General features: G+C 43.7%; 14 protein-coding genes. 13 read left to right on the top strand and 1 reads right to left on the bottom strand.

The genetic code is table 11. The features are described 5' to 3' along the window. Positions 1-76 precede the first annotated feature (76 nt). From MHB84_RS26770 to MHB84_RS26785, 4 genes are all read left to right on the top strand, one after another. The gene (locus MHB84_RS26770) at positions 77-1,744 is read left to right on the top strand and encodes a sensor histidine kinase (protein ID WP_256716909.1); all 1,668 of its coding nucleotides are present in this window, start codon (positions 77-79) and stop codon (positions 1,742-1,744) included. After that, complete coding sequence (locus MHB84_RS26775) at positions 1,744-3,366, top strand: response regulator transcription factor (protein ID WP_076291357.1); 1,623 nt, start codon at positions 1,744-1,746, stop codon at positions 3,364-3,366. Before MHB84_RS26770 ends, MHB84_RS26775 begins: the two co-directional genes overlap by 1 nt. Before the next feature lie 84 nt (positions 3,367-3,450). Beyond that, positions 3,451-5,682, top strand: coding sequence for an FAD-dependent oxidoreductase (locus tag MHB84_RS26780; protein ID WP_076291356.1), 2,232 nt, complete (start codon positions 3,451-3,453; stop codon positions 5,680-5,682). Positions 5,683-5,699: 17 nt separating this feature from the next. Beyond that, a complete protein-coding gene (locus MHB84_RS26785) occupies positions 5,700-6,908 on the top strand; it encodes an SGNH/GDSL hydrolase family protein (RefSeq protein ID WP_076291355.1) in 1,209 nt (402 codons plus the stop codon). Between the two features lie 50 nt (positions 6,909-6,958). Here MHB84_RS26785 and MHB84_RS26790 read toward each other — a convergent pair whose 3' ends face one another. Beyond that, positions 6,959-7,198 carry a hypothetical protein gene (locus MHB84_RS26790; protein WP_341143078.1) on the bottom strand — a complete coding sequence of 80 codons (240 nt, stop codon included), beginning with the start codon at positions 7,196-7,198 and terminating at the stop codon, positions 6,959-6,961. A gap of 7 nt (positions 7,199-7,205) precedes the next feature. Between MHB84_RS26790 and MHB84_RS26795 the strand changes: the two genes are divergently transcribed. The 9 genes from MHB84_RS26795 to MHB84_RS26835 all read left to right on the top strand — a co-directional run bounded on the left by MHB84_RS26795 (position 7,206) and on the right by MHB84_RS26835 (position 21,774). Further along, a complete protein-coding gene (locus MHB84_RS26795; RefSeq protein ID WP_143764810.1) occupies positions 7,206-12,236 on the top strand; it encodes a golvesin C-terminal-like domain-containing protein in 5,031 nt (1,676 codons plus the stop codon). A 133-nt stretch (positions 12,237-12,369) separates the two neighbouring features. Beyond that, a complete protein-coding gene (locus MHB84_RS26800; protein WP_445322113.1) occupies positions 12,370-12,681 on the top strand; it encodes a hypothetical protein in 312 nt (103 codons plus the stop codon). 121 nt (positions 12,682-12,802) lie between these two features. Next, the gene (locus MHB84_RS26805; RefSeq protein ID WP_076291353.1) at positions 12,803-13,675 is read left to right on the top strand and encodes an AraC family transcriptional regulator; all 873 of its coding nucleotides are present in this window, start codon (positions 12,803-12,805) and stop codon (positions 13,673-13,675) included. A gap of 345 nt (positions 13,676-14,020) precedes the next feature. Continuing rightward, a complete protein-coding gene (locus MHB84_RS26810) occupies positions 14,021-15,730 on the top strand; it encodes a sensor histidine kinase (protein ID WP_341143079.1) in 1,710 nt (569 codons plus the stop codon). Beyond that, positions 15,727-17,388, top strand: coding sequence for a response regulator (locus MHB84_RS26815; RefSeq protein WP_076291352.1), 1,662 nt, complete (start codon positions 15,727-15,729; stop codon positions 17,386-17,388). The genes MHB84_RS26810 and MHB84_RS26815 overlap by 4 nt, the downstream gene beginning before the upstream one ends. Before the next feature lie 172 nt (positions 17,389-17,560). Continuing rightward, entirely contained in the window at positions 17,561-18,925 is a 1,365-nt protein-coding gene (locus tag MHB84_RS26820) for an ABC transporter substrate-binding protein (RefSeq protein WP_076291351.1), read from the top strand. A 72-nt stretch (positions 18,926-18,997) separates the two neighbouring features. Continuing rightward, the gene (locus MHB84_RS26825; RefSeq protein ID WP_076291350.1) at positions 18,998-19,900 is read left to right on the top strand and encodes a carbohydrate ABC transporter permease; all 903 of its coding nucleotides are present in this window, start codon (positions 18,998-19,000) and stop codon (positions 19,898-19,900) included. A 12-nt stretch (positions 19,901-19,912) separates the two neighbouring features. Continuing rightward, positions 19,913-20,740 (top strand): carbohydrate ABC transporter permease, encoded by an 828-nt coding sequence (locus MHB84_RS26830; protein ID WP_076291349.1) that lies wholly within the window; start codon positions 19,913-19,915, stop codon positions 20,738-20,740. Between the two features lie 32 nt (positions 20,741-20,772). Continuing rightward, entirely contained in the window at positions 20,773-21,774 is a 1,002-nt protein-coding gene (locus MHB84_RS26835; protein ID WP_076291348.1) for a glycoside hydrolase family 130 protein, read from the top strand. The last annotated feature ends 12 nt before the right edge of the window (positions 21,775-21,786 follow it).

The raw sequence follows: 21,786 nt of genomic DNA on the forward strand, positions 1-21,786 counted from the left end.
ATGGATGCGAAGAAGAATCAGCTTGCCTTTAAAATTATTTTTTCTCGTGTTTGCATTTGTATTAGGGTGCATCATCTTGATAAGCCAATTGTCTTATCGCTATGTCCAAAAGGAAATAAGAACCAATGACATTTTTTACACCAACCAAATCCTTGACAAGGTAGACCAGTACTTCACTGTTAATTTTTCTTCCTTCCAGACGATTCTCTTCTCAGTCGAAACATCAGTGAAAGCCAATATTGACAATGCGGAAGTGATTAAAAAGCAATTAAGAGAACTGTATGAACTCAATAGTAGTTACGTCAGTAATATTTATTTGATCAAAAGCGATTTATCCATTCTAGGCGGAAGTACAGCTACTCGAATATTCGATGAACCTCTATCTGAAAGAGAACCTTTGTTTGATGCGGCTGATAAGAACAGAAGGACTACCTTTGTTAGTGAACCATACAAATCGAAGTATTCTGGCTGGACCGTTACGATGGTTCGATATCTGAACGGTGCTCCGTTTCCAATGGCCATTGCGGTTGACTTGGATCTAAATGCCATTGAAGAAACCTTGTTCAAGATTAATAAACAAGAACAAATGAATCTGGCTCTGATCACAGCGTCAGGTAAAATCATTGCCGGATTTTCTGAAAATAAAGGACTACTGAATATTCAAGATCATACGTTTTCAATCGGGGAAACGTCAGCGGAACAAATTCTGGATACGACAGAAACAAGTCTTCAACTGCATACCATGGATGGCATTCCGGTCTCCCTTCTAAAAAAACCGACGGAGAAATTCAACTGGACTATCATCTCAATCAATGATGAATCACGCTTGAAAGCAGCTTTGTCCAGATTGGAAACCTATTATATTGAGCTTCTAGCTGCAGGTCTTCTCTTAAGTTTGATCATTTCTTTCTTGGTTGCCAAATATATAAGGAAACCACTCTATACACTCAAAACAAAAATGAAGCAAGTGGAGCAAGGCTTACTCACAACGACAATTACGGTTAATCGAAACGATGAGTTTGGAGATCTTTCACGAGCATTCGATCGTATGCTGCAGCAAATTGTGGAACTGATTCGGCGAGCGGAACTTCATAATGAACTTGAGCGGAAGTTGGAAATCCAGGTGCTACAGTCTCAAATTAACCCTCATTTTCTGTATAACACACTTGGTTCGATCAGCAACGTTATACGTCTCGGACAAATAGAGAAAGTAGATGTAGTCATCGGATCGCTTATTTCATTATTGGAATACGGGATAGACGATGCTTCAGAGAAGGTTTCCTTAAGTCAGGAACTACGTAATGTAGCGGACTATATTGAGATCCAGAACATTCGGTATAACCGAAACTTCCACTTGATTGAAAATATCGAAGCAGGGTTAATGGATTTTCCTGTTTTTCGAATGCTGCTGCAGCCTCTTGTGGAGAATAGCATCTTCCATGGTTATAACGGAGGGGGAATTGAGGGGCCTATTACGATTCATGCGTACAGGGAGGACAGTATCGTCATCATAGAAGTTGTTGATCAAGGCGAGGGAATTCCAGCTGATAAAATAAAGCATATTTTAACCTCAGAACCGAGTGAAATGGAACTAAAAAGGAAAAGAATCGGGCTAAATAATATTCATGGCCGAATAAGACTTCACTACGGAGATCAATTCGGACTGCAAATCATTAGCATACCTAAGGAAATAACCCGTATACGCGCTGTATTCCCGGCAGAATTGCAAAAAGGAGATGCATAATGGTGAGAGACTATACCTGCTTCATTGTTGACGATGAAGACCTGATCATTCAAAGATTGGAATTGTTTTTTAATGAACTCTCTCATAGGGATAAGCGATTTGTTCTAGTGGGCAAAGCGAATAATGGGCTGAATGGGATCGAGGAGATCATAAAACTTAAGCCGGACATCGTCATATCCGATATCGTTATGCCGCGAATGGACGGAATCTCCATGATTGAGCAGCTCAAGGCGGAGCTCCCCCATACCCAATACATACTTTTGACCGCCTATTCATCCTTTGAATACGCCCAGCGAGCTATTCAAGCCAACGTATTGGAGTACATTGTAAAGGTTCCATTGAGGGAAGCCGATTTGAATCGAGCTTTGGATAAAGCAGCCGGAATTTTAAATGAGTTTAAGAAAAAAGAAGCGGAATTTCAATCATTAAATGTATCTGTGCTTGAAAATAAATATAGAGTGCGCAAGCAATTTTTCAACGAACTGATCAGAGGCGAAATTCCTTCTCATCGGGCATCGGATTTTGCTAATCGCATGCAGTTTCATTTCTTTCAAGCGAACTATTGCTGCTTCATCGTTGAGATGAATACGTATGAAAGTTTCCGAAACGAATACGCTGCCGCAGATCAAAACATCTTAAAATATGCGATTACAAATATCATCGAAGAAACGGTAATGAATGGTGGTAGTGGGGTAGCTGCGGATCTGTCCGATAATCGTTTTATTGGCTTTCTATCCTGGGAAAATAACCGCAGTGATATGGAAACGGAATATGCTTGCTTATCCTTGGGTGGACAGATCGTCTCTCATTTGCATCAATATTTGAATCAAAGGGTATCTGTCGCTTTTGGAGGTCCACACCGAGGATGGGAGTCGATCAAACAGGCGTACACGGAAGCTAAAAATGTGAGTGAGGATTTCTATTATCATACCGAGAAAGTCGTAAAAACACCGATGCATCGGTTCCAATACCATAATGACAAAAAAGCAGACTTTCAGCAGAAGCTGGCTGATTTTCTTATACGGCTGAAAAGGAAGATTTCCAAGGAAGAGCTGGAGAATGCACTTGCCGATCTGTCGCAATTTGTTTCGGACCATAAAATCCACAAGTCCATCATGGCACCAATGATTAGAGACTTGTACAGAGACATTACCGTAAAGTTTAAATCAGGGAACAAGATGGCCACGGAAGTCCCAGACTTCCCCATGGAATTTATGGCTTTTCAGGAGCAGCTCGCTTATATTGGTGACTTCACATTCGAATACGTACACGCGGGCCAACTATTACATCGTGCAGAAATCATGAGTGCTATGCATTTTATCGAGAAAAACCTGAAACAACGCTTAACGTTGGAGGCAATTGCGGAGGAAGTGAATCTAGCGCCATCGTATTTTAGCAGCTTATTCAAAAAAACAATGAGCGAAGGCGTGATCAGCTACATCAACCGTAAAAAAATCCATCTCGCTCTCGAGTTGTTAAACGTCCGGGATTATTCTTTATTGGAATTGTGTGAGGAAGTAGGCATCGTCAATGAAGGTTACTTTTGCAAACTGTTTAAAGAATATACGGGTGATACACCTAAGCAATATCGGATAAAAATGACACGGTACGAATCCAAATAAGGATACAAAAAATGTATGATTTTTTCGTGAAATCCTGTAAAAAAAAAGAGGCCAAAACCATTACCATGATAGGAGCATCTAATCATGGAGGTTATCAAAATGGAGCTTATGAAAGCAGATGTAACCGTCGTAGGTGGAGGTATTGCAGGGATATGTGCTGCCATTGCAGCTGCACGCCAAGGTCTGCAGGTTTCACTTATTAATGATCGGCCGGTGCTTGGGGGAAATGCGAGCAGCGAGGTCAGAGTTCATATCAACGGGTCGGCATATCTCGGAAATAGTCCATCCTACTATGCCCGTGAGGGCGGGTTGGTAGAAGAACTCAAGCTGAAGATCTTTCATTATAATCCGTTATACAACAAGAAGCTTATGCTATCGCTTTCGGATACGGTCTTGCTCGACATGGTTTATGATGAGCCTAACATTTCTCTGTTTCTGAATACATGTGTACATGAAACGGGCATCGAGAACGGCAGAATTCAATGGGTGGAGGGCCTTCAATTAGCTTCCGAAAGAAAATTTCGTTTTGAAAGCCCAACCTATATCGATTGCTCCGGTGATGGAATTGTTGGATACCAAGCAGGTGCTGACTTCCGATGGGGAAGAGAGGCGAAGCATGAATACAAGGAGGAGCTTGCTCCAGAAGTGGCGGATCATTACACGATGGGCGATACGATTCTGTTTCAAGCCCGTGACGTAAACTATTCCGTTCCTTACAAAAGGCCTGGCTTTGCGTATGATATCACGAAGCTGGAGTTTTTCGATAGTATCCGAAAAGGATTAAACCATCGGTCTTTTCCAAGGAAAATCAATGGACTTGGTGGATTGTGGTGGCTGGAATACGGCGGACATATGGATATTATCAAGAATAATGAAGACATCGCATTGGAACTGCGGAAATTGGTGTACGGGATCTGGGATTATATCAAAAATAGCGGTGAGTTTGATGATGTAGACAATCTCATCTTGGATTATGTATGCCCGATTCCGGGAAAGCGGGAGTCGAGACGTTTTATCGGGGAACACATGCTGTCTCAGAACGATCTTACAGAAAAGACTCATTTCGAAGATGCTGTATCCGTCGGAGGCTGGTATATGGATCTGCATGCGAATAAAGGCATCTACGATGAGGGGCCGGCTACAGCGTGGAATTTCGTGCCGGGATTGTATAATATCCCTTTCCGCAGCTTATTTTCACGCAATATTCCCAATCTCATGTTCGCTGGTCGCAATATAAGCGCTACCCATGTAGCTTTTGGGTCTACAAGGGTGATGGCGACCTGTGGTTGTATGGGGCAGGCGGTAGGAACAGCTGCTGCGTTATGCGTAAAATATGAGACAGACCCCGCGGACATCGTCAAAGCGCATATGGATGAGCTTCAAACGCAGCTGCTACGAGACGGGCAAACGATTGTAGGGCTTCAAGAGCAGTTGGATCCTTACTTTGCTGATGGATTAACGATTCGTTCCTCGTCTCAGCGAAGCTATGAACATCTTCATCCAACCGAAGAGATCTTCTTGGAGAAAGCGTTATGTTTGGTCTTGCCGATTCAGACATCCGTGGCTGAAAGTGTGCAGATCAAAATTAAAAATAGATCCGAGCATTCGGAAACGTTGCAAGTGAAGCTATTTGGCGGGGAACGGAAGGAAAACTATATTCCTGCCATCGAGCTGAAAGGATACAACTTGGTGATTTCAGCGGGGCACGATGACTGGATTACACTGGACCTCAGCTGCAAGAAGCCAGCTGACGACAAAATCTACATCGTATTGGAAGGTACGGCGAGCCTTGGCGTATATGGTAATGAAGAAAAAATGACAGGAGCGGTGAGCTTCTATTATAGACCGGAAGAGCCATCCAGACTGAAGAAATTCAACAGAAGCATTTGCTTCAAGGATCTGATGCCATCCCAGGATATGTATAATCCCGCGAATGTCGTCAACGGCTTCTCCAGACCTTATGGTCTGCCGAACGGCTGGATTTCTGAACGTTCGGAAGGACAGGAGTGGTTGGAATTTGGTTTTGCAAGCCCCAAGAATCTGGATGAAATCCATCTTGTTTTCAATTCGCAGCTGAATTTGGAGCATTTCGACGATCCGATCGAGCCGTTGATTCAAGATTATGATGTGATCTTAACCTTAGAAGACGGAACCGAGAGTGAAATGAATATCCGTGGGAATTATCTTTCGTTGAATAAACATCAGGTGCATGCAAAAGGTGTAACCCGAGTCCGATTTGATTTCTGTGCAACGTATGGTTCGCCTTATTATGAAGTGTTTGCTGTCAAATTTTTTGCTCCTAAAAACGCTAAGTGAGGGCGGGTGAAGTCACGATGAAGGAATTTTTCCCTCGAAGAGGGCTGCCTAATGTCATTCAAAAGTTGGAAAATGGGGAAACAGTAACAATTGTCTATTTTGGCGGCAGTAATACACGTTCTAAAGGATATAGGGTCATGACCGCGGATTGGCTGCGAGGGCAATATCCCCATGCAGATATCCGTTCTGTGAACGCAGGCATTGATGGGACAGGATCGGACCTCGGCTGCGCCCGTTTGGAGACAGATGTACTGCGTCATCAGCCTGATCTCGTATTTGTTGAATTTGTTGGAAACGATGGGGGAGTTCCCGAATCCAAAGCACGGATCGAAGGTATTGTCCGACAGATTCGCAAGCACAGCCGTTTTACGGATATCCTGTTTGTGTATACGGTTAAGGAACGGGATTTGACCTCATTTCAATCCGGCCAATACCAGAAGGGCGCTCGTATGCAAGAGGAAGTCGCCGACTATTACGGCATTCCTTCGATTCATCTGGGCGTAGCAGTCAGTCAATTGGTTTTGGATGGAAAGCTCATTTTCACCTTAAGAGCAGACGTGTCTATTCCCGGAGCTATTATTTTTACACATGATTCGATTCACCCAACGATTCCCGAAGGACATCAGATTTACACAGATACAATCACCCGGTCGTTTGAGAAAATCAGAGAGCTTCGAGATCACGTAGGAAAAGTCGAACATCACTTGCCGCAGGACCCATTGGTCCCGTCCAACCCTTGGGAGTATGCAACCATGCTGCCACTGGATCGTCTTACTCATTTTTCCGCGGGGTGGTCTTACATGACCCCTGATGATTTTGCTTTAGTGCGCGAGTATGATTGGTTGTTCCCCGGTCTATGGCGAGCAGTCGATCCCGGAGAGACGATCACAGTGGAGTTTGAGGGAACCCACATCGGATTATTCGATATTGGGGGGCCGGATTCCGGCAGATTGAAGGTAACGGTGGATGGAGGGGAACCCTTTCTTATCGATAGATTCACATCATATAACGATCATAATCGAAATCAATATGTTTTCTTACCGGAGCTACCAAATGGGAAACATACGGTTCGCTTCGAAATTGATCACGAGAAGACAGACAAAGCGGCCATGTTTGAGGCGGTCGGCAATGAACGAAGTATGGAACATGTTCGGCAGCATCCGGCTTGGTATGATCAAACGGTCATTCAGCTTGGGAAGTTGCTATTGGTGCAGCCGCCATTATAATTGATTAGTCTACTTGGAAGACCTATATTCTATCTGACTGCAATGAGCGCTCAATTAGGATGTAGGTTTCTTTTTTTACTTAAAATCTTATAAGAAATTCTTAAAATGAAAGAAATTTCACGGTGATGTGACATGCTAAGATAGAAACGACAGAGCGGGATTAGCCAGAAGACTAGGTTAATTGCTTTTTTACGATCATTTGAGCAAGGGTAATCTTTTTTTTTGGAAGCGTTATCATTAATAGGAGAGGCTGTGAGTTGTATGGTCAAAAGGAAGCTTTTTTTCTTCATCGTTTTCATGTTGACGATAGTAGTTCCTTCCAGCCTGATCGGAATAAGGGCCGCTTATGCGGAGACCTTACCTTATCAGACCATTATCATCGATGACGGGAGCATTAAGATTAATGATGTTGTGACACCTGATGCGGGTAACGAGAACAATGGATATTCGGCTCCAAATTGGACCACAAGCACAGGGGTGAAGGGGTATGATCTTTCCAGCACCCAATATACGAGTACAGCAGGCAGAACGATAACATGGAATCCACGCTTGGAAGCAGGAACGGCGAAAATATCGTTCTATAAGCTGGATTGGGCGGATAAGGCTGATAGCAATGTGAAAATCGAAATTGTTCATAATGGAACGACGGATGTAGTCTTTATGGATCTAAGACCCTCATCTGGCGCTCCAGTTGGTTGGGTTGATTTGGGAGAGTACTATTTTTCCGGAGTTGGTGAAGAATTCGTTAAATTGACCCGGTCTACCGGCACCACGAACACGATTCTTACGCGCGCGGATGCGGTCAAGTTCGAAGGGAATATAAGGCAGAAAGAACCACATAAGACGATTATCATTGATGATGGAAGCCTTACGATTGATAATGTCGTCACTGTTGATTCGGGCAACGTCAATAACGGGTTCTCAGCTCCTTATTGGACCACGAGCTCAGGAGTAAAGGGATACAATAATTCCAGTTCCAAATATACGGATGCCGTAAATAGAACTATCACATGGAATCCGCGCTTGGAAGCAGGGACGGCGAGAATATCGTTCTATAAGCTGGATTGGGCGGATAAAGCAGATAGTAATGTGAAGATTGAGATTGTTCATAACGGGATAACGGATGTCAAGTTTATGGATCTAAGACCTTCGTCAGGTCCATCGGTTGGATGGGTGGATCTGGGGGAGTATGAGTTTAGTGGTAATGATAGCGAATTTGTCAGGCTGACTCGAACGCAACCTACGACGGGTACAATTATTACTAGGGCCGATGCAGTCAAGTTCGAAGGGAATATCCGGCAGCAAGCACCACCGTTGCCCCCGCTGCGGAGCCGCACCTTAGCGAATCTCAGTTACACAGAAAAAGGCAGCATCGAAAATGCGAACTATAAGGCGACCTTCTATGAGGCCGAATGGGATGGAGGTAAATCCATCGTTCGTGACATGTTCTACAAGAACACGGACACGGGAAACTGGACGCCAATCAATAATGTATCGGAAAGACTTGAGGAGCAGTGGGTTTTATTGGATGGGAATGCCGGCAGCCGAACCAATTACTACGATACGATGAACAAACGCTGGATTACATTCGACGGGGTCCATTTTCCCGACGGCCAGACGGCGGTATTAACCGATTCTACGCATGGCAGTGATTACGATTTTGAAGTGAACTGGTCCATGGCAGGGGATAAACCAGATGTTTCTTTCGCCTTTACGCCTCGCCGCGACGGCAATTATGTGATTGGATATCAGTCCTTCACAACAGAGGCAGTCTCGGGCATCAATGAAGTGTTAAATGGATTCAGGGCTCATGCCAAAATGGTAGGTACGGTGGAATCAACAAGCTTGAGAGAGCTGAGCGCTCCGATGAGCCTGGTTGAGAAAAATGATGGTTCGGGGAATCCATTGACGTATGGTGTATTTGTACCTTCGTCAGAGCTTCCGGTTGAATTTGAACCGACGGGAGGCGTTACGAAACAACGGCTTGGCATGAGCCTGGTCAACAACGAAGGCAGCGTGCAGCCAATCCTGTATGCGCCTCAATTAGGGACTTATTCGCAAATGACCGCAGAAAGCACATATCAATTTCATATGGGGCTAATCGCTCAAAAAAGCAATCTGTATGAGTCCTACGCGGATATTCTTCGCAATGAGTACGGTTATTCAGCATACCGCGAAAATGTGTCAGATCAGTCGCTTACTGACGCGATGTTCAATATGATCGATTTGCTTAAGATTGAGCCGCAAGGGGACGACTCTGTTAATTATGTCCCGTCACCCAGCGGGTGGTGGAGCCGTGCCAAGGGATTTATTGATATCGAAAACGAGGATAGCGTCCGAACAAGCTCGAATGCAGTTCTTTTGGGGGCTTACTATCTGACTGGGGATGACCAACTTTATGATACGAGAGCATTGCCGTCCGTCCAGTATGGCGTATCGCGAAATGGTATCGGTTGGTCGCCGACGCAGAAGAAAGTATACGGTGTGCCTTCCTTATGGAAAATGGCTACTCTGCCGTTCGATGTTTCAAGTGTAGCCGCTGTCAATCAGATGATGGGTACTTCGGCAGGAATTGGGGCGCTGGCACAGGAAGAGTACCTCATGCGTGATCCTGACCAGAAAGACCGGGGGCCTGTCATTCAACCCCTGATGATGTATCGTATGACAGGAGAGGCGCAGTATTTGCAGGCTGCCAAGGATGCAGCCGATAGTTATATCTTGCAATATATCGATACGCCTGCATCCGTGGATGTGAGTAAAAATGAGTTCATTTATTATTATAGCAAGCTGTGGATGGAGATCTTGGAGCTTTATGAGGAAACTCAGGATCCCAAATACTTGAATGCCGCTTATAAGGAAGCCAAACGATATGCAACCATGTTCGTTGCTCGTCCAGTTCCTGAAGGTAACGTTACGATTCCTCAGCCTGAGACGTATAATTACGCGGAGTCGTTCCATTGGCCGGAAAGTGGTAAATTTCAATATCCTAGGCTCAAGCTTCCAGAAGATATAGCTGGAGGTGTTCAAGCGGATACTTGGCTTGTTTCTCCGAGCGGATTGACGTTTGAAGCAGGAAGTACAACCGGCTATTATCGAATGAATGCTCAGGAAGCTCCATTCATGCTGAGATTGTCGCTCTATACAGGGGATAAACTGCTGCAGGATATTGCTCATAATGCGGTTATTGGCCGTTATTCCAGTTATCCAGGTTATTACTATAAGGGTTTCGCCGTTAGTCAACTTGAATCGGATTTTCCTCTGGAAGGCCCCAGTGGGGCTACATCCATCTATTACCACCATATTCCGGGGCAGCTTGGGCAAACGATGGATTATTTGATCAGCGAACAATCATTAAAATCGAATGGAAGTATTACATTTCCTTCCGTATTTGAAACGAATTTTTTATGGTTCAAATATCACCTCTATGGGAATAAACCCGGTCAATTTTATGGTAATTCCGACGTTTGGCTTTGGATGCCAAAGGGGATTATTAAGACCAACCATCCTCAATTGAATTGGATAACGGGTGAGAGCGGTGATAAATTCTACATCGGGCTAAGCAATGCATCGTCAGAAGAAGTTCAGACTCCGATCGAATTGAATGAACAAATCATTGGATTCAACCCGACACAGGATTATACCGTAACGATCATCCGCGACAATGGTACACCAGAGCAAGCAGTTATGAGTGGCGGAATCATTCAAGCCACGGTTTCAGGCAAGGGCATCACCGCTATCATTGTAGAAGGACTTAACATTGACGTGCCACTGCATCAGGTTAGAACGGCTGAACCATCGGATGCAAGCTATTTCTTTGATACCCACAGTCCAATTGATGCGGTTAAAGGCATGCTGATGGTTAAGCCCGACGAAACGGTCTACGATGCTTATGTGCAGGCAAAAACGACAAAACCAGCGACAATCCATTATTCCTTGGATGGCGGGGCTACGTATACGACCGTCCCAGATACGATATACCCAATGGAATGGTCGATACGGGTGAATGATTTATCCGAAACCTTCACGTATTATGTGGAATCGGAGGGGAAACAGACCCGCAAGCGGACACTTTATCTGCCTGATCAGGTTACGGAAACTCCAGTCCAACCCGATGGGCAGGAGAGTTCATCTATCATAGTGGATAATACGGAGGCGGAGACAGAAGGCGTCTGGATAAGGGATACGACGGCTGACAACTACTACTATGATAACTATGTGTATGCCAAATCTACGGCTGGCACAGCGACAAGCAAAATGAGATGGCGGCCTGAGCTGCCGGAAAGTGTCACTTACAGTGTGTATTACAAGATCCCGCAAATCACCGCTGCAAGTGAAAATTGGACAACGAATGCCTCATTTACCGTGTATTACAGCGGAGGCTCCGAGACGGTTACTGTTGATGAGACAGCAGCGAATGGTACTTGGGTGCACCTAGGGGATTATCCTTTTGCTGCAGGCGATAGCGGGTACGTGGAACTAACCAATAAGGCCAACAAGTCCAGGGTCGTTGCCGATGCGATCATGTGGGTGGACGCGAACCAGATACCGCAATTGGAGTCTGCTGTAATCCTGTCTGATCGGAACGAGCTGCAGATGACTCAAACCGCACAGCTGAGCGTAACCGGCTATTTGGATAACGGTTTGATCGGTGATCTAACACAGGCCAATGTGCAGTATTTCGTTGATCGTACGGATCTGGCCGAAGTGGATAGCAGTGGCTTGTTGACCCTTCTTAATCTCGATGGGAACACGGATCACATAGAGGTATGGGCTACTGTCACGATTGACGGAGTGACCTTAACCACACCGCCTTTGAACATCACGATCAAGGACCTAACGGTTATCGTCGACAGTACAAATACAACTGGGTTATACACGACAGAAGGGTCTTGGAGCCAAAGTAATTTAGCCGGATACAAAATTGGGGTTAAATCCCGTTACTCAACAGTTCAAGGATCATCCGCAACGTGGAAAGGCCAGTTTCCAGAGGGGAAATATACGGTCTCGATCTACAAGCTCGTCCATACGACGGGCAATGATAATAATGTCAAAGTGGAAGTGAAGCATAAGACGGGTACCGAGGTCACCTATATCGATGCAACGGTCGGCTCATCGGGTTGGGTTAATCTAGGAACGTTCGACTTTACGGGTGACGGTAGCGAGTATGTCCGGTTAACCAGGGTTACTCCTACAACGGTAGACCCTCCAACGCTTCCTGCGGATATGATCTATACGAGAGTTGACGCAGTTATGTTCGAACGACACTCTGATGGTGCGGAGTTGCTTGCAAATGAGGCTCCAGGTGAACCGACAACTTCTGAAGAATAGCGGCGTTATGACAGGATTACATGATGCCAGTTTCCGTTTATCGATCAGTCATGTATCTAATAGATTTCGCCCGCTATTTCGTTAACCTTACAGGTGAGACATATTAATGAATACCGAAAGGGTGCCACGATAAGTGGCACCCTTTTTGGCATTAAAGTGCAGATTGAGGATTCTCTTTCATCAATTTAATCAGTTAGTAACAAAAGAAATTCCAGACGCATTTCATCTACGAAATCTTCCTCCTGAGCCGACGATGGCCACAATGGCTTTTGGTTCAAATTCTAAATTTGCCTGCACAGCCTGTGCTCATTTAGCTCAATGGATTGAGAAAAATAACTATAAGATCAAGGAAAACGAATCCAGCAGGGAAATATATTTACCCTTATCTCCAGATCAAAATGCACAATTCGTAGAAATACAAATTCTAATTATAGTAGATAATTAAAGAAGGTGGAGTGGAGTTCATTGAGAAATTAAAATAGCGATGCCTACAGAATGGTGCAGGGAATGTCGGATGTGAGAAGAAAGGATTTGATATGCTTGGATCAACGAGGGAGGGAAAGATCATGAATACACTAGCACGACTGAATGAGGGCTTGAGCTACATTGAGGAGAATCTAATGGATTCCGTGGATATGAAAGAGGTAGCACGAATCGCCTGCTGCTCGGAATACCATTTTACACGTATGTTTTCCTTTCTTAGCGGCATTACCTTGTCAGAGTATATCCGACGTCGGCGCTTGACGCTGGCAGCTTTGGAACTAAGCCGGAATGACACTAAAGTCATTGATGTTGCGCTCAAATTTGGGTATACTTCTCCGGATTCTTTTGCTAGGGCTTTTCAAAGCATGCATGGGGTTACACCCTCCGAAGCGAAAAATCATGGTCCATCACTCAAAGCCTTCCCTCGAATGACATTTCAATTGACCATTCAAGGAGGAAGCGAAATGAACTACCGTATTGAAGACAAAGAGGCCTTTCGGATTGTGGGCATCAGTAAAAGGGTGCCCATCGTGTTCAACGGGGTGAACCCGGACATTGCTGCGATGTATCAACGTCTTACTCCGGAATTAATTGAGACGATTAAGGGCTTATCCAATGTTCAGCCACTTGGGATAATCAGTGCTTCGGCTCATTTTAGTGAGGAACGGATGGAGGAAAAGGGGGAACTAGACCATTATATTGGTACAGCCACGACCCAAGAGGCACCTGAGGGTTTGTCACAGCTGGAAGTGCCTGCCTCGATGTGGGCAGTGTTCACTTCCATTGGTCCTTTTCCGGGTACGCTTCAGGATGTATGGGGAAGAATCTATTCCGAGTGGTTTCCTTCTTCGGATTATGAGCTGAGCGAGGGACCGGAAATCCTGTGGAATGAGCACAAGGATACCACTTCTTTGCAGTACAGAAGCGAGATATGGATACCAATACAGAAGCGATAAAGCCGCACGACTTTATATGTGAGGGTGGGAGCAATAGATTTATTTCGCAGACAAAGAAAAGTCACCACCCTGAAATATGATTGGAAAAGGGACAATACTTGGTATTGTCCCTTTTCCGTTGTACAAATATATGAACAATCTATTGCTAAATTGATATTTTAATGTAAAATGACTAAAATGATTCGGAAATAGATTCGTTTAATCTCGGTAAGACTTCTTTTATTTTCAAGAGAGGTTGATATGGAATTTATGAGACGACTGTGGACATATCTTTTTACTGACAAATTTAATCATTTGATTTACAACAGCTCTTTCAAACAGAGAATTCGCTTATCCATCATTACCATGATAACGCTTGCAATCGGAGCAGTGGGCATGACAACTTATTGGATTGCATCCAAGGAGCTCCAAAAGAACGCATTTGAGACTAGTCAAGAAACCATAAATAAAACGGCCCAGATCTTGGACGATAAACTAACGGGGATCTCCAACTCCATACGTTCATTGACCTTCAGCTATGCCTTCAAGGATATGATGCTGGATGTACAGAGTAACGATATCTCTAATTACTATGTGCATTTGTCCGAACTCCAATATGTGTTTTCACAGGTCTATTTCAACGAACCTCTAATCGAAAGTATACTAATTGCTACACCTATTGGAGATTTTTATCCCATTTCACAAAGACGCTCTCAGGTACAGTCCTTTTATGAATCCAGTATGTATTTCGATATGATTGAAAATTATGGTGGAAAGTGGATAAAAGGGCATACGGATAAGTTTTTTACTGGGAACAAGCGTTCAATTTCATTTGTTACCAAGGGAACTCAAGAAAATGTCCCTAATACAAATGTATTTATTGTCGTGAATGTAAATGAGAGTGGATTAATTGGGCTGGTTAACAAACATTCTTCAAATGATGATAGCGATTATTTTGTAATCGATTCCAAAGGTGAGGAAGTCATCCGGACTTCATGGTCATCTAACCATAATCTAATGAAAGATAAACCGTTCTTATACAATGTATCTGAGAGTAATCAGGGTTCTTTCTTTCATGAGTTCGATGAAACCGATTACTTGGTTAATTACACAAGATCAACAGTAGTCAAAGACTGGAGCCTGTTTGGTATTCAACAGAAGGATGTACTACTTGAACAAATGAACGGAGTAAAGCGTACCACCCTTTATTTTATGATTTTTTTCTTGTTGTCCACTAGCCTTCTGTCCAATAAACTGACGGCGCTATTGCTAAATCCTCTATACAAGCTTCAACGACTAATGCATGAGGTAGAAAATAACCACTTAAATGTTCGCTTTGCCAGCCGTTCCTCCGACGAAGTTGCTCAGGTTGGGTTTCAATTCAACCGCATGTTGGATGAAATCAACCGACTCATCGATGATGTAAGGTTGAGCGAATCCGGAAAACGTAAGGCAGAAATGCGAGCTTTAACCGCGCAAATGGAGCCACACTTTTTGTATAACACTCTTAATACGATCTATTGCAAATCCGTTCTGGGGGAAAATGAGGAAGTCAATGAGATGATTCTATCCTTGTCCCAGATGTTCCAACTTGGCCTGAGCGGAGGGAAAGATTGGAATACTTTGGAGGATGAGCTGCTGCACGCAGAGCAGTATTGTCTAATCCAACAAAAATGCTATGAAGGGCTGTTTGATTTTGAAGTTACTGTGCTGGATGAATCTGTGCTGAACTGCCTTTTGCCAAAGATTCTCTTGCAGCCAATTGTGGAAAATAGCATTCAACACGGCTTTAAGGACATTACTTTCGGAGGTCAGATTCATATACAGGTGGACAGGCAAAACAATTTGGTTCATCTGATTATTGAGGATAATGGTTCGGGCATGGATGCGGCTATGGTAAGTCAAGCGATGTTGCAGCCTCCCGTCTCCAAGAAGGGTTATGCTCTGAACAATATCGTGAATCGGCTCAACCTGTTTTATGGAGAAGAGGCGCGAATTGAGCTCTGCAGCATTCCTGGCAAAGGATCTAGAACAGACATTTGGATTCCGATTAGAGAAGGAGAAGTTGAATCATGATAAATGAACCCCAACGGATTAAATTATGTATTATTGATGATATTCGAAGTGTAGTCGATATGATTTCTCAGAAGCCGCCTTGGAAAGAACATCATATTGAAGTGGTTGGTACGGCCCTAGATGGTGAGGACGGTATTCGATTGGTGAAAGAAACCAAACCTGATATTGTTCTTACAGACATTCGGATGCCTAAAAAGGATGGGCTGGCCATGACGCAGGAAATTCTCGTAAGCGCCCCCTCTACGAAAATTGTCATTCTCAGCGCGTATACCGATTTCTCATTTACGAGACAAGCGATTCGATTAGGTGCATTTGATTTTGTAAAGAAACCTTTCTCTATAGATGAGATCGTTCAGGTTGTGTTGAAAGCAAAGGCTTCATTCGAAGAAGAACGGCAGGGCCAGAGTAAGGCGATTGAAATGGAACAACAGGTAAGGAAAAGTTTGCCGGTATTTCAGCAGGAGTATTTGTCATTGCTAGTTCATCACAGGACGAATGCTATCACTGCTTTTCAGAAATGGCAAACACTCCGTATTCAACTTGCCCCTCAAAATTTCAACCTCTTTATAGTAGAGCTGGACCGTTTCATGGACAAATATAAAGCACAACCCGCACGGGAAGTCGAATTGATCAGGTTCAGCCTTCGAAATATTTTGGAGGAAACCATTGCATCTTTCATAAGTGGTGGTGTTGTTTTTAGCGAAGCATTAAATCGATTTATCTGCTTGATTAATTGTGAAGATATGAGAATAGCAGAGCAAATTTCTGAGGCATGCAGGTTGAATATTTATCAGTTCACGAACTCTACCATCTCTATCGGTATTGGCAGTTGTGTCGCTTCTATCGACGAATTACCGGATTCCTATGAGCAAGCTTTAAGTGCTCTGGCCTACCATTTCTATTCAGACGGAAATGGAGTTAACAGTTATTCAGGTATAGCCAATGAAGAGAAAACACTACTTAATTATACTGCGTCAACTGAGCAGGAGTTTCTCATGGCTTTGCGCTCAGGCAATCGGGAAAAATGTCGGCTTATCCTGGAGCAAATCTTCAATGATCTGTTGCAGCGTGATCCTCTTCCCAAACCGCAACAAGTCGAAAACCTTTGCTATGAACTGTCATCCAAGATATGTCGAGTCATGTTAGAACAATTCCCGTCCGATCGGGTGAAGAGACTTGAAGAGCGATGGAACCATGTGAAGCGTACAGGTGTAATTTCATTTCAGATTATAAGGGACACGGTTAAAGACATCTGTCTTGAAGCATGTTCTTGGATTGAGCAAGAACGATCAGATGAATCAACGAAGTTGATCTATCAGGCGAAGGATTATATATGCGCCAATTTGCATTTAAATTTATCACTTGATTATTGTGCAAAGCAATTCAATCTCAGTCCCGGATATTTTTCGAATTTATTCAAAAAAGTGCTCAATATTTCATTTCAACGATTCGTAATCCATCAGAGAATGGAAAAGGCTAAAGAGATGCTGATCGATGATTATCAGGTACAGGAGATCGCAAGGGAATTAGGATATGAGCATCGTCGTTATTTTAGCGAGATTTTCAAGAAACATACCAATATGACTCCATCCGAATTCAAGCTATACAGTACGGGGAAGATCAGCCAACCTTTAGATCTTGCTCATAAGCAATCATAATTCGTATGTTTAGCCTTGTTTCCGTAAGTTTCGGATGCAGGGCTAGTTTTTTGATGTAGTTACATAAGAAATCCTGCCCTTGATGTGTGGTTTACCGCATTATGTAAACGATTACAAGAAACTATAATGAAGAAGAAAGAGAATCAGTATATAAAAAAGGGAGGTAATATGAATGAAATTAAACAAGAAATTCCTTATATCTGCATTGTGTATCGTCCTATCGGGGAGCCTTGCCGCTTGCAGTAGTTCTGAATCCACAGATAAAGGAAAGGGATCATCAGCTAAGACCAAGATCACCTACTGGACTGGAGACCGCCATGATTCTGAGTTTGTGAAAGAGACAATTGATAGATTCAATGAAACTAATAAGGATAACGTTGAAGTGGAACTGGTCATCAAGGGGGATGACTTCGATCAAGCGCTGGATATGTCTTTTCAGACTTCAGAGCCACCGGATATCATTCGTGTTAAAGAAAACACCATACAGACTTTCTATAAGAAAGGGTTCCTTGCTCCAATTGACGAGTTCCTCACAGAAGAAATGAAAAACACATTTCCTGTCATGGAGGATCTGAATAGTTTCGATGGAAAACGCTACAGCCTGCCGAACTATGGTACAACGATGCGACTAATTTACAATAAAGAGCTTTTTGCCAAAGCAGGTATTGAAAAACCGCCCACTACATTGAATGAGTTGGTCGAGGCAGCTAAAAAAATTACGGAAGTGGGTAAGTCAAACGGTGCTTATGGTTTCGCACAGAATTTCAAGAGTCCTTCCAGTGCCTTGGGCCGATCTGCCCGTGTTATTGCAGAAGTAAGTGGTTATGGTGGGTATGGTTATGATTTTAAGACAGCTCGTTATGACTTTAGCGGCTTTAAACCCATCATGGAAGCATTTAAGCAAATCAAGGATGACGGAAGTATGTTGCCGGGTGTCGAGTCGCTTGATATTGATCCGTTACGCGCTCAATTCGCTGAAGGGAAAATCGGGATGTACTTGTCCTTTTCTGCTGAAGCGGGGGTCTACCAATCTCAATTTCCAGCCAAAATCGAATGGGCCGCAGCACCTGTACCTTCCATTGAAGGCAATTTCAATGGTGCGTCTGGATTTCTAGGGGGGCAATGGCTGGCAATAAGTTCAGAGTCCGAAAATAAGGAAGCAGCTTGGAAGTTCCTTGAGTATATGTATGATGAATCTGTTCTTCAACAATATCAAGAGAATGGCTTTGGAATTTCCATGGTTCCTTCAGTAAGCGCTGTTGCAGCAAAGCCAGAGGTCAAAGGTATAGAGGGTTTCCTACCCAACAAGTACGACGGTGTCTGGCCAGTCTATCCAACCGTTCCAGTACATGGTATGAAGTCCGATGACGCCTTTGTCAAGTACATCCTAAGTGGAGGCAATTTAGATTCTATTATCAACGATTTGAATACACGTTATAATGCCGCTTTGGATACAGCAATCGAGAGCGGGGAAGCGAAAGCAGAACCTATTTCGGATTTCGATCCAGCGGAACTTGCAGGAAAATACGTAAAATAAGGTGTTTCATAGGGTGAAGCATGCTCCATCCTTTCATTAAATCATACACAGATTTCAAGGAGTTGAGAGGATATGAATAAAGCAAAGAATCTAGCTTTTTCATACAGCTTTCTTTTGCCCAGCTATATTCTAACCATTGTTCTGGGGATCTACCCGATTATGTGGGCCATGAGATATATGTTTTACGATTACAAAGGGTTTGGAAGTGCGCGATTTGTAGGATTGGCAAATCTAGAACGCGTCATGACGGATGTTCAGTTCTGGGATTCAGTTGCCAACACGTTTATTTATGCTGGAGGTAAGCTCCTGCTATCGATACCGCTCGCTCTCATATTGGCCGTCATCCTGAATTGGAAAATCAAAGGAAGAAATCTGCTAAGAGCCGTTATATTTATGCCTACGATCATAAGTACAGCGGTTATGGCGGTCGTGTTTTTCACCATTTTTAACTCGTATAATGGCATCCTCAATCAGTTCCTTATGAAATATAAATTGATCGGCAGTGCCATCGATTGGTTGGGCGTTGATTATGCCATGCTGACGATCATCCTCGTTGCTGTATGGGGGGCAGTAGGTAACTATATGCTTTTGTTTTTAGCAGGCCTTCAAAATATCCCGGAAGATGTGTACGAGAGTTCTTCACTAGATGGTGCTAACAAATTCCAACAATTTCGCTACATTACCATTCCAATGCTGGGCCCTGTCATGCAGATGATAATTATGCTAGCTATTATTAATGCACTAAAGGGTTATGAGAGTATTATGGTGATGACCGATGGCGGACCAATTGGAAAAACCAATGTCATGTTCTTATATGTATATAAATTGTTTTTCCCACCTGCAGGTTCCACGGCATCTACACAAATTCAAGAATTTGGCTATGGTAGCGCAGTAGCTTTTGTCACGGCTGTTATTGTCGGCATCATCACGATACTTTACTTTTATGGATCTAAACGGATGAGTCATAACGAATAAGGAGGAACGTTCATGAAAGTCGCATGGAACACCGTACTGTGGGCGTTTCTGCTAATTGTCGCATTTCTAACACTCTTTCCTATAATGATCACTCTGCTCGGTTCATTTAAAACGAATGCAGAACTTACTGCCGGAGCGACATTACTTCCTGAAATTTGGCACTTCTCCAACTATATTGAAGCTTGGAAACAGGCAAATTTTTCAACATACACACTAAATAGTGTCTTTGTTGCCGTCGCGTCAACCATAGGAACATTAATTGTTTCGTCCATGGCAGCCTATGTCGTGAACAGAATGGACTTTATCGGCAAGAAACTATACGTCAGTATTCAGGCATTTACTATGTTTGTAGCGATCGGAGCTGTCGTTCTTCGACCACAATTTGATCTGATGATTAAACTTCATCTGCATAATACGCTGTGGGGCGTGGTTCTGATTTTGATCAGCACCCATGCTTCGGCATTCTTTATCCTGCTTAGCTTCATGAACGGGATTCCTAAAGAACTTGATGAGGCTGCACGCATTGATGGGTGTTCTCCGGGCAGAACATTCTGGAGAATCATTATTCCGCTGCTTACGCCCGGCCTCGGTGTGTGTGCACTGTTCGCTTTCCGGGGAGCGTGGAACGAATACCTGATTCCGTTTGTGTTTACGCTCAGTAAACCCGATCTGCAGACTTTGACCGTCGGACTAGCCAATCTAAAGTACGGTATTGCCGCTGCTTCACAGACACACTTTATGATGGCGGGGGCGTGCCTATCCATTCTCCCAATCCTTATTGCTTATATTTTTGCTAACAAATCCTTTATGCAAATGACTGCGGGCTCCTTAAAAGGCTAGTGGTATTCTTAACATCATTAGGAGGAATGGAAATGAATTCAACTTATATCGGAAAACTCGCATCAAGTTCTGTAATTAAACGCTATCAGAACAACCCGATTCTAGATGCTTCTCGTGTCCCATATCCCACTGCACTTGTGTTCAATGCAGGCGTAACGAAATTCAATGGAAAATATGTGATGGTGTTTCGAAACGACTACGGGTCTTTGGAGCAGCAGACAATTGAGGCACATCATACAACAGATCTTGGTTTTGCCTTTAGTGATGACGGAATTCATTGGGAGGTGCAACCGAAACCGTGTTTTAAGCTACATGACCAAGAGATTATCCGTGCCTATGACCCAAGGCTTACCGTAATTGATGGTCGTTGTTATATGTGTTTTGCCGTAGACACACAGCATGGCATCCGTGGTGGTGTGGCTGTTACTGACGATTTTGAAGAGTTTGAAATATTGAGTTTGTCGACACCGGATTTGCGGAACATGGTGCTATTCCCGGAGAAGATTGGTGGGAAATTTATGCGGCTTGAACGACCGTTTACAGTCTACAGTCGCGGGGGAATCGACCGATTCGACATGTGGATATCGGAATCTCCGGATTTGAGATACTGGGGAAATTCTGACTTGCTGCTTGCTGTTGAAGATGTACCATTTGCCAATGATAAGATCGGTCCTGCAGCTCCCCCCATCAAGACAGAGCAGGGGTGGTTAACAACATTTCATGCCGTTGATATTGATCCGGAGAGAGGGAAAAATGGATGGGAACCTTCATGGCAGAAACGGTACACGGCGGGATTAATATTGCTTGATTTGGATAATCCAAAAAAAATCATCGGCATGTATCAGGAGCCGCTACTGACACCAGAAGCTAGCTATGAGATCGAAGGAGGGTTCCGTAACAACGTCATCTTTCCAGGCGGAATGGTACTCGAAGATGATGGTGAGGTTAAGATTTATTATGGTGCGGCAGACACGATTGAATGTCTCGCAACAGCGCATATCGATGATTTGATCCGGTTATGTCTGAAAGGTTAACAGGAGAGTGAT

Origin of the sequence: Paenibacillus sp. FSL F4-0087 (assembly GCF_038020215.1) — a bacterium.
GTDB lineage: Bacteria > Bacillota > Bacilli > Paenibacillales > Paenibacillaceae > Paenibacillus > Paenibacillus taichungensis.

What these genes read in the sequence shown, in the direction of transcription:
- MHB84_RS26775 (WP_076291357.1), top strand. Translation starts at nt 1,744, where the DNA reads ATGGTGAGAGACTATACCTGCTTCATTGTTGACGATGAAGACCTGATC.
- MHB84_RS26780 (WP_076291356.1), top strand. Translation starts at nt 3,451, where the DNA reads ATGGAGGTTATCAAAATGGAGCTTATGAAAGCAGATGTAACCGTCGTA.
- MHB84_RS26785 (WP_076291355.1), top strand. Translation starts at nt 5,700, where the DNA reads ATGAAGGAATTTTTCCCTCGAAGAGGGCTGCCTAATGTCATTCAAAAG.
- MHB84_RS26790 (WP_341143078.1), bottom strand. Translation starts at nt 7,198, where the DNA reads ATGAAGAAAAAAAGCTTCCTTTTGACCATACAACTCACAGCCTCTCCT.
- MHB84_RS26795 (WP_143764810.1), top strand. Translation starts at nt 7,206, where the DNA reads ATGTTGACGATAGTAGTTCCTTCCAGCCTGATCGGAATAAGGGCCGCT.
- MHB84_RS26805 (WP_076291353.1), top strand. Translation starts at nt 12,803, where the DNA reads ATGAATACACTAGCACGACTGAATGAGGGCTTGAGCTACATTGAGGAG.
- MHB84_RS26810 (WP_341143079.1), top strand. Translation starts at nt 14,021, where the DNA reads ATGATAACGCTTGCAATCGGAGCAGTGGGCATGACAACTTATTGGATT.
- MHB84_RS26815 (WP_076291352.1), top strand. Translation starts at nt 15,727, where the DNA reads ATGATAAATGAACCCCAACGGATTAAATTATGTATTATTGATGATATT.
- MHB84_RS26820 (WP_076291351.1), top strand. Translation starts at nt 17,561, where the DNA reads ATGAAATTAAACAAGAAATTCCTTATATCTGCATTGTGTATCGTCCTA.
- MHB84_RS26825 (WP_076291350.1), top strand. Translation starts at nt 18,998, where the DNA reads ATGAATAAAGCAAAGAATCTAGCTTTTTCATACAGCTTTCTTTTGCCC.
- MHB84_RS26830 (WP_076291349.1), top strand. Translation starts at nt 19,913, where the DNA reads ATGAAAGTCGCATGGAACACCGTACTGTGGGCGTTTCTGCTAATTGTC.
- MHB84_RS26835 (WP_076291348.1), top strand. Translation starts at nt 20,773, where the DNA reads ATGAATTCAACTTATATCGGAAAACTCGCATCAAGTTCTGTAATTAAA.